The organism is Endozoicomonas sp. (assembly GCF_031844845.1).
Classification (GTDB): Bacteria; Pseudomonadota; Gammaproteobacteria; order Pseudomonadales; family Endozoicomonadaceae; genus Endozoicomonas.
In genome coordinates this window covers 1-3,375 of sequence record NZ_JAVRMB020000204.1, presented here as the reverse complement: position 1 = coordinate 3,375, position 3,375 = coordinate 1, and the positions used below count along the sequence as shown (strand labels likewise).

Sequence of the window (3,375 nt, the reverse complement as noted above, 5' to 3'; positions counted from 1 at the left end):
GCGTTGCAATTATGCTGACCTACTATCTGGCGCAGTATATGATCGTAACCGGGATTATTCAGCCCGAAGATAGGAAGCAATGAGAACTATTGGATTACTGGGCGGCATGAGCTGGGAATCAACAGCCTATTACTATCGACTGTTGAATGAAGGGATTAAGAAGGCACTGGGCAAACAAACCCTTGAATCAGTGGATGATGACCAGACAACTGAGACATTAACCCGGATTATCCTGAAAGGGTTAGGGATTATCCCAGGCAAGCCATAACAAGAAATATAAACGGCACCCCATTCAACTCAACACTGATTTTCTGACTTCATCAGCCACTTGTCATGCCAGTGACGAAAGGCCTGAATCATCGCCTGAGCGGATTTCTCTTTCCGGATATGAGCAGGTATTTTGTTGTATTCCTGCCAGTTCCGGTAATGCTCTACCAGTGCTTTGGGAGCCAACTCACGGTTGGCTTCAGGATGTCTACGGCCATTTTCCCACTTCTGAAAAGCTGAACGGATCGAGTTTAAGCCCATGGCCGAGTGATGGCACTGCGCATCGCGCTTATCCATAACTGCATGAGCTGGCTGATTACATAGCAGAAAGAAAACGGCTGTAATGGAAAAAATATAGCGGAACGGAATCACGAAACTACCCCTTACTTTTTATACTCCTTTTTTAATAATAGGCACTGTTTCAGATCCGGGTGTAAGCAATCCATCCATCAAGGGGAGAGTAATCCCTGGGGATAAGTCAGGGAATCTGTGATGTAAGATGCTCTCTATAAAATTGATGCGTTTATTCGCTGGCCTCGTTCTGGGCACAATCATAAGCATTCGCCATCATGGTCACTGAGCTCAAAAAACCAAATGGCTGATAGAGATAAAGCGTATCTGCCCCCATACCCGCCGCTTTTATACTCATCTGGTTAATGGTGCCCCAGACCATATTCTTGTCACTGTGAAGCCAGTAGTCGTAGAAATGGCCTTCCGAGCCATAGACGGTGCCTTTCAACTCACAGCCTTTAATACCATCCGTTTCTTCCCAGATCACCTGAACCTTGCCAGACTCTTCCGTCGGGAAGGTAATACAGCCCGTCAGGCTCAACAACATCATCAGCCCAATAAGGCATTTTTTCATATTCATAGGATTTTATCAGTCAGACGAGAAATGCCGGAAGTATAGGGAAAATCGCGGATAAGAGAATAAGTGCAAATCACTTGAATGGGGGATTTCTGGCAGAGCATGTCGCAGATAAAACGATGCCCCGACTGGCGGGGCATTAATCTTGGTACTTCCTCGTTATTTTTATTATTTCCCTGGGGCGGCCATCCTTGGCCTGTGCTTCCTTCCTGGAACCGGTACTGAGTTGCTTCCTTTCAATCCCTTTCTACTTATATAACAACCACTTTGCATGCCAACTCCACATTTCCTCACGAATACCAATGGCTGTAACCCGAAAACCATATTTACAAAATCTATATATTTGAGTACTTGTTACTGTCTATTGTCACCAGGAGAAACAGATAAACAGTGAGTGCTATCTTAATAGCGTCATACCCGATGGTTTACGGTTCACTTTACCAACGTCTTTTCGACGTCCACTTTCAGGCTATTTATTGCTATGCCAAGAGCTTTCAAATATCTGCAGTTTGGTTCCTGCGAAATATGTGGCCTTGCCCAGTTACCGGAACAATTATCCTGCCTTATGATTCCACTTGATGCCAAAAGAGTTCGTTATTTTACCCTCTTCTATTGTTCTGATAATCCCCAATGCCACCTTAAAGCCATGGATAAACTGGCTGAAAAGGAGAGAGAGGTTCACCATCAAATAGATACATCGTTTTTTTAAATACAGTTTTTAAATACAGCGAGATTTCAAGTATCCGTTGCCGTAAACCGTAAAGCTTCAGACAATGGACCCAACAAATAGCCCAGTAGCGTGCGCTTGCCCCCAAGAATGTTTAATTCCACCGTCATTCCGGGAATCAACTGACTGCTTTCATCAAACCCACTGTTATCCGTTTCAATCATGGCCTTGTAATAGGGCTTTGCGGTGACCTCATCCTTATAAGTATCAGCGCTGACCTCAATCACCTTACCCTTCAGGGAACCATAGGTGGTGTAATCATAAGCGGATACCCGGACATTGACCTCCTGACCCGGCCAGACCTTGGCACGGTCCTGAGGAATCACCATCGCCTCAATCATCAGGGGCGCATCATAAGGTACAATATTTGCCAGAGCCGTCCCCGGCGTTACTACCTCGCCAATGGTATTGACATGCAGATCATGCAGTGTGCCGGTCACCGGTGCGGTGACGTTCTTACGAATCGTTCTCTCCCGGGAAGAGCGAATCTGTTCCTGAATCTGGACAAGATCCTGACGGGTTTTGTTGTAATCGTGCTGTGCTTCTTCACGAAAATCGGTCACCAGCTTGGCTTTCTTCAGTCGTAACTCCGACAGCCGGGCTTCGACAATGGGAATTTGCCGTAAAGACTGGTTGATTCGGGTTTTAATTTTCAACAGCACCATCTTCTTTTCCAGCTGATTCTGCACGGATCCGGCTCCCTCACGCAGCAGGGTAGACAGAATATCCAACTGTTGCTGGGCAACTGCTCGCTCGTTATTCATATCCTTGATGACCTGATCAAGCTCTGATAACTGGGCTGCTTCCTTGTTGATTTGCTGATGGACAATAGCAGCCTGTCCATTGAGTGTTTTAATTCGCTTTTTATACAGGTTCAGCTCATTTCCATAAGACTCATCATCTTGCGCCATCTGCTCAATGGTGGCGGTAAGGTCTTCACCGGTCATCTCCGCGTACAGTCGCTGTGCTTTGGCCACCATGCCATTGAGCTTCTGCTTCAGAATACTGCTGTTTTCCGTCAGGGTTGGATTCATCACCGTAAACAATACCGTTCCTTTGTTGACCCGCTGCCCTTCCGTAACATGCAAGCCGGTGAGAATGCCTCCTTCCAGATGTTCAACCACCAGATGGTTGCCATAGGTAGACACTCTGCCATTACTTTTCACCACCACATCAACTTCAACAATGGAAGACCAGATCAGGAAGGAAACAATAATAAAACTGATGGTAAAAATAATGGAATAGCGGGAAAAGAATCGATACTGCATACGATTAAGCAATGGTTTCATGATTCTTTCTCCACTTCTTTTTCCACTACTTTGATGATCACTTCGTTACGCTGATCCGTTCCGGACTCAGCTCAACCTTAAAGCTTATGGATGAAAAGGTGGTCAATGACCGGGCAATGGAAACCAACCGGGAAATTGTTGACCTCTATTACAAAGAGTTTGAACTGGGTGAAAAAACACTGCTGGACATAACCACTGCCCAGGGTGATTACCACATCAGTCGG

The 3,375-nt window shown here is 45.8% G+C and carries 4 protein-coding genes and 1 pseudogene; 2 read left to right on the top strand and 3 right to left on the bottom strand.

The window, feature by feature from the left end:
- Window positions 1-79: 79 nt before the first annotated feature.
- A pseudogene (locus tag RM811_RS10565) lies at window positions 80-196 on the top strand (aspartate racemase); the annotation flags it as partial.
- A gap of 101 nt (window positions 197-297) precedes the next feature.
- On the opposite strand, the gene RM811_RS10560 reads toward RM811_RS10565, so the two are convergent.
- A complete protein-coding gene (locus tag RM811_RS10560) occupies window positions 298-564 on the bottom strand; it encodes a hypothetical protein (RefSeq protein ID WP_402523804.1) in 267 nt (88 codons plus the stop codon).
- Window positions 565-790: 226 nt separating this feature from the next.
- A complete protein-coding gene (locus RM811_RS10555) occupies window positions 791-1,138 on the bottom strand; it encodes a DUF4156 domain-containing protein (protein WP_402523801.1) in 348 nt (115 codons plus the stop codon).
- Window positions 1,139-1,616: 478 nt separating this feature from the next.
- Between RM811_RS10555 and RM811_RS10550 the strand changes: the two genes are divergently transcribed.
- Window positions 1,617-1,844 carry a hypothetical protein gene (locus RM811_RS10550; RefSeq protein WP_402523798.1) on the top strand — a complete coding sequence of 76 codons (228 nt, stop codon included), beginning with the start codon at window positions 1,617-1,619 and terminating at the stop codon, window positions 1,842-1,844.
- Window positions 1,845-1,870: 26 nt separating this feature from the next.
- Here RM811_RS10550 and RM811_RS10545 read toward each other — a convergent pair whose 3' ends face one another.
- On the bottom strand, window positions 1,871-3,151 hold the full coding sequence (locus tag RM811_RS10545) for an HlyD family type I secretion periplasmic adaptor subunit (RefSeq protein ID WP_402523796.1): 1,281 nt from the start codon (window positions 3,149-3,151) through the stop codon (window positions 1,871-1,873).
- Window positions 3,152-3,375: the final 224 nt, after the last annotated feature.